This is a genomic window from Oleiphilus sp. HI0125, assembly GCF_001635355.1.
Genome location: NZ_LWGF01001388.1, coordinates 1 through 5,721 on the forward strand (window position 1 = coordinate 1; position 5,721 = coordinate 5,721).

The 5,721-nt window shown below is 46.7% G+C and carries 3 protein-coding genes; 2 read left to right on the forward strand and 1 reads right to left on the reverse strand.

What is annotated here, in order from left to right; genetic code table 11:
* Window positions 1–253: 253 nt before the first annotated feature.
* On the reverse strand, window positions 254–2,347 hold the full coding sequence (locus tag A3762_RS23760; RefSeq protein WP_068757965.1) for a flagellin: 2,094 nt from the start codon (window positions 2,345–2,347) through the stop codon (window positions 254–256).
* A 380-nt stretch (window positions 2,348–2,727) separates the two neighbouring features.
* Between A3762_RS23760 and A3762_RS23765 the strand changes: the two genes are divergently transcribed.
* Window positions 2,728–4,785, forward strand: a complete 2,058-nt coding sequence (locus A3762_RS23765) for a flagellin (protein WP_068757967.1) — start codon at window positions 2,728–2,730, stop codon at window positions 4,783–4,785.
* A 170-nt stretch (window positions 4,786–4,955) separates the two neighbouring features.
* Window positions 4,956–5,721: hypothetical protein (locus A3762_RS23770; RefSeq protein ID WP_156493707.1), on the forward strand; the 766-nt coding region annotated here is incomplete at its 3' end.

Below are 5,721 nucleotides of genomic sequence, written 5' to 3' on the forward strand. Positions count from 1 at the left end.
CTCTACTTGCTCTGCACCCTGCTCGGCAACATCAGTAAGTTCAGAAGCGATCTCATCTGCTTGACGATTTGGTGCTGAATCCCCTGCAGTCGTTTCTGCAGGAAGCGTTACCTCTGAAGCTCCCTGCCTCAAAGCGAACTCAGTGTTTACGAGTTTAACGTCATTCATAATTGCACCCTTATCCTTAGCTTAAGTTTAACCTTAGTGGCGCTATGATTTCTGCCACTAAGATCAAAAAGTTCTTAGCTTCTTATTACTGAAGAAGTGAAAGAACCTGCTGAGGTCGAGCATTAGCCTGAGCCAATACTGAAATACCGGCCTGCTGAAGAACCTGCGCTCTTGAAAGCGCAGCCGTTTCTGCTGCGAAATCCGCATCTTTAATTCGGCTTGATGATGCAGAGAAGTTTTCAATTGCAATCGCGTTAGCAGAGATAACGTTTTCAAAACGCGTCTGAATCGAACCAAGTTTCGCCCGCTCTGCGTTCACAGTGTTAATTGCATTATCCACTGCGGCAATCGCTGCTTTAGCACCGTCAGCTGTAGAAATATCCACATCTTTAAGGAGCGTACCAGATTCTGTCGCACCGTAAGAGCCAATGTTCAGACCAGAACGTTCGATGTCACCAGTTTCACTACCTAGGTTAATTTCGCCACCACCAGTTAAAGTTACACCAGCTACATAAGTATCAGCTGTAAGACCAGTGTTTGTTACCGTACCAGCAACAACAATGTTGCGACCGTCATCAGCAACAAGAGTTAACTGGTCCCCATCGAGAACCTCAGCACGAACACCTGTTTGACCAGAGGCTTGGTTGATCGCTTCAACGACATTAGTAACCTGTTCACTTACAGAGCTGCCCGCACCAGCGTTAATTGTTGCGCCATTGATCGTAAGACCTGCGACTGCACCGGCCGATACTGCAGCAGAGTTGACCGTATTTTGGTTAGCCGTTGCTGAAACACCTGTTGTATCAGAAATGCGGTTGATAGCTGCAGCTAAAGCGATACCACTAGCAGACTGACTACCAGTAGAAGCTGTATCGTCACTTGCCAAGGTAGCGCCAACGTTAGCACCGTTGATAGTTAGGTCACCGGAAACCAACGCAGCACGGCTGGCATCTGAAGAGTTATCACCAACTACTGAAGCAGTGTTACCAGAGAATGTACCAGTTTCAAAACCGGCATTATCGATATTGCCTGTTGTTGAACTAAGAGTGATATCCGAGCCATCAGTGCTTGATAAAGTAACATTACCAACGTAGACGTTTGCGTTGGTTGCAGCACCCGCACGTAAACCTGCAGCAGCAGCGTCACCAGCAGTACCATCTAATAACGAGATGTTTCGACCATCTTCAGCCGTCAAGTCAACGCGGAAACCGTCGTCAGTTTCAACGACAGCTGCGGTAACGCCGGTTGCGTCTTGGCGAGAATTAATTTGATCAGCTACTTTACCAAGTTCTGTTTGAGTAGCTGTAGCGTTGCCCGCACCTGACGCCGCAACAACCAAGGACAGCTGAACACCATTGATAGTTACAACACGCGTGCCCGCAGTAGTACCAGCTGCAGACGTTACTGAAGTACCTTCTACTGTGTTAGCATTCGCCGTTGCTACAACACCAGTCTGGTCACTTACTGCATTAATTGCAGCAGCTTTTGAAATTGCACTTGAGCTCTTAAGTAGTGCTGATGCTGTGTCAGAACCACCAGATGATGCACCAACTGATACTCCATTAATTACCAAATCGCCGGCAACAAGCTCACGAAGGGCGGCACCTGTGGCGTTCGCTGCGATCGCTGCCTTGCTAGAGTTACTAGACACACCAGAAGAGGCTGCTGAACCAAGTGAAGATGTGTCAACAGACCCTAGGCTAACCGTTACCTCATCGCCAACATTAGCTCCAACTTGGAAAGATTTGCCTTGGAAAGAACCGTCTAGCAGATTTACGCCGTTAAATGTTGCAGAACCTGCAGTTCGCTCAATTTCTGAAATCAACTGCTGCGCTTCTTGATTCAAAGCAACTCGCTCTGAATCACCGTTCGAAGCGTTCGAAGACTGAACCGAAAGCTCACGTAAACGCTGCAAACTTGTAGAAATCGATTCAATAGAACCTTCAGCGATCTGTGCAAGCGAGACACCGTCACCCGCATTTCGTGATGCTACGCTCAAACCACGAACCTGAGCGTCAATACGGTTAGCAATCGCGATACCGGCTGCATCATCTTTTGCACTGTTAATACGAAGACCAGAAGACAAACGCTGCAACGCTGTTTCCTGTGCTGACTGAGAGCTATCCAAGTTACGCTGAGCGTTTAAGGATGCGATGTTAGTATTAATTATTTGTGGCATATCGTCTCTCCTGAATTGAGCAATCTGCTGTTCGACACCATAGTTCTGACCAACAGAACTATGTCTTGTAAGTCGAACTCGTTGCAGTACTTAACGGCACTCGGGAAATAAACTTTAAAAGAAACGGCAACTATATTGTTACGGAGTGTTAAGGTCTGTAATAAAAGCGGCAAGCGGTGTCCGATTTTTGGCATATCAAAACCCATCCATATTAAAACCTCAAACGAAAAACCCTGTAAGTTATTGATTTATATAGTTTAATAAAAGCAAAAATCAAACATGGCACAGAATTCGCTGGATAGCAATCAATCGGCGATTCTTTACAAAAACGCCAAAATATTTTTTGAATTTGCACGCACGTATGGCTGAAGGGGAAGACCATGCCACAAATAATTAATACCAATCTTGCGTCTATCAACGCGCAAAGAAACCTAGATAAGTCTCAGAGCGAAAACCAAACAGCCCTGCAACGCTTGTCTTCAGGCTTGCGTATTAACAGCGCAAAAGATGATGCAGCAGGTCTTGCAATCTCTACCCGCTTCAGCGCGCAAGTCCAAGGCTTAAAAGTCGCGATAAGAAACGCCAGTGACGGAGTGTCACTCGCTCAGGTTGCTGAAGGCGCGCTCGGCTCGATGACTGACAACCTACTTCGTATCCGTGATTTGGCACTACAAGCCTCTAACGCAACGAACAGCAAGCAAGACCGTGAAGCTTTGAATGAAGAAGTTCAGCAGCTTATTACTGAGATCGAACGTGTTGCTGATCAAACAACCTTTAACGGCACCAAGTTACTAGACGGATCCTTCACAGATGTTACATTCCAAATCGGCGCAAATGAAGGTGAAGATGTAAGCTTCGGTATTGAAGGTACAGACGTTACTCAGCTAGGTGTTTCACCTACTGATGGCATTTCATCCTCGCCGGGCAGCACCGCTTCAACGCCGCCTGTAGCTGCCCTCGCAGCAGGTGATCTCGTCATCAACGGCATAGCTATTGGTGCATCATCAGGCGTTGACGACGCATTTTCCAGCTCTAACAACGATTTATCTGCAATAGCAAAAGCAGCCGCAATTAACTCTGTCTCTGAGCAAACGGGTGTATCAGCCTCGATTCAAGGTACATTTGTAGACGGTAACTCTTTCACCTCCGCTAACGTGACAGGAAATATTGTTATCAATGGTATTACCATTGACGTTGAAACACGTGCCAACCTTAGTGAAACAGTAAACCTAACATCTGTCGCCGAAACGATTAATAACTTCACTGGACAAACTGGTGTCGAAGCTATCTTTAACGGCAATCCAACAGAAGGCATTCAGTTACGAGCGGAAGATGGTCGAAACGTTGTCTTGGCGGATGGTACTGCAACGGCAAGCGCGATCGGCCTTGCGGCAGCCGCAACATACACTGGCTCATTTACGCTAGTGTCAGACGACGGCTCTCCAATTAGTGTCGATACCACAACAGGCGGTATTGGGAACGCTGGTTTAGCTGTTGGAACGTATAGTGGCAACAACTCTGGTGTTGTAAGCGCGCCATCCCCAGGTGCAGCACTTGCATCTGGCGACATTGTTATAAATGGCGTTCCAGTTGGCCCTACTCTCACAACATTTGACACGGCGTCTACTGCCAACTCTGATCAAAGTGCTATCGCGAAAGCAGAAGCTATTAATCGAGTTAGCGAGCAAACCGGCGTTGTGGCAAAGGTCAACGCTAACATATTAAATGGCGGAGGATTGGCCACTGGTACTGCGATTACGGGTACTTTCGATATTAATGACGTGAGCATTGATATTTCTGTGAGTGCTACGGCAACGACGACCGATATCCAGAACGCAACAATCACTGCGATCAACAACAAAGCTGGTCAGAGCGGCGTTCGCGCTGAAGCATTTGGTTCAACTTACCGACTCATCGCTGAAGATGGTCGAAACATGGTACTCGACAACTACACCGGTGCTGTTACAGCGAGTTTCGCTAACTTGGGTCTTCCAGCAACTGGTACGGAAACGCGCGGTACAATCTCACTTGAATCATCAGGTAAGATCACGCTTGAAACGCTCACCGGCAACATCGGCAACTCAGGATTCGAAGTTGGCGAATATGGTGGCGCAGAAGATGGCATTCTTGTTAAAGACATTGACGTCTCTACGGTTGCCGGCGCAATCGCAGCACTTGATGCTGTTGATAACGCATTAAATACCATCAACCTGCAGCGTGCGAACTTAGGTGCGATTCAAAACAGGTTTGAGTCCACGATTCAAAATCAACAAATTGCAGCCGAAAACCTGTCTGCTTCGAACTCTCGAATTAAAGACGCGGACTTCGCAGCAGAAACTGCAGAGCTATCGCGAACGCAGGTTCTTCAGCAGGCCGGCCTATCAATTCTGACTCAGGCCAATGCACAGCCTGAAAGTGTGTTGCAGCTTCTTCAGTAAGCTAAGCTCACATCTCTTGAAGCCGGCTACATGCCGGCTTTTTTGTTTTTATTCAATAACTTAGTAAATTATTTTTTGAATCAAAATCATATTTGGCACGTCATTCGCTACTTAACGTAATAACGAAACAAATCACTTATTTACCAGCATTAGCGGAAAAGGTTTACCTCATGCTTCCACAAGAAGGCTCAATCACAGTCCATCAAAGCACCCGCCTCTCACCCACTGAAGCGGCAGATCTAGCTCGACGAGTCATACAGATCAACCAAGACTACAATACGATAAATGCCGCACTTAGTTCTAGCGATGCGATACGCACAACCGCACTGAATCAACTACTAGTCCAGATCGAACAAGTAATCGAGCAAGACATTCCAGGAGCGGCAACTTTAAACCTTGCCGGTCGGATTAGCTTTGATTTGGACTTAACAGAGCTGGCGAATGAATACTTTCAGCGCGCCGGCATGCTTGAGCCAAGCAATGCGAATTACCTGCTAAACAATGCGAATGCCCAAGCACTCCTAGGCAACTATTCACAAGCGCAAGCCTTATTCAATAAAGTGCTCGATCTTGAGCCAAGCTCTATGCCTGGATTTACCGGTATCGCATTCTGTTTACTCGAAACCAAACAATATGATGCTGCTTTCTTGCACTACCGCAGTATCTTGGCACATGGCCATACAAGCACAGAAATTCATCACCAAATAACAGAGTGCATCGAGAACCTTCAATGCGATACCTACACCATTGAGTTAGAGCTGCTTCTTAATTACCTGCTTCGTCTAGAAGATATCGATACGCGTCGTTTGATTGAGTTCGCTGGGCAGTTAGTCACGCATAAATATGATCTAACAAATCCTGAAGCCGCACTAGACATCGATGTACTTGCTCAAGATGAATTGCTTCTTTGTATCTTAGAGACGGGCGTTGTACCTA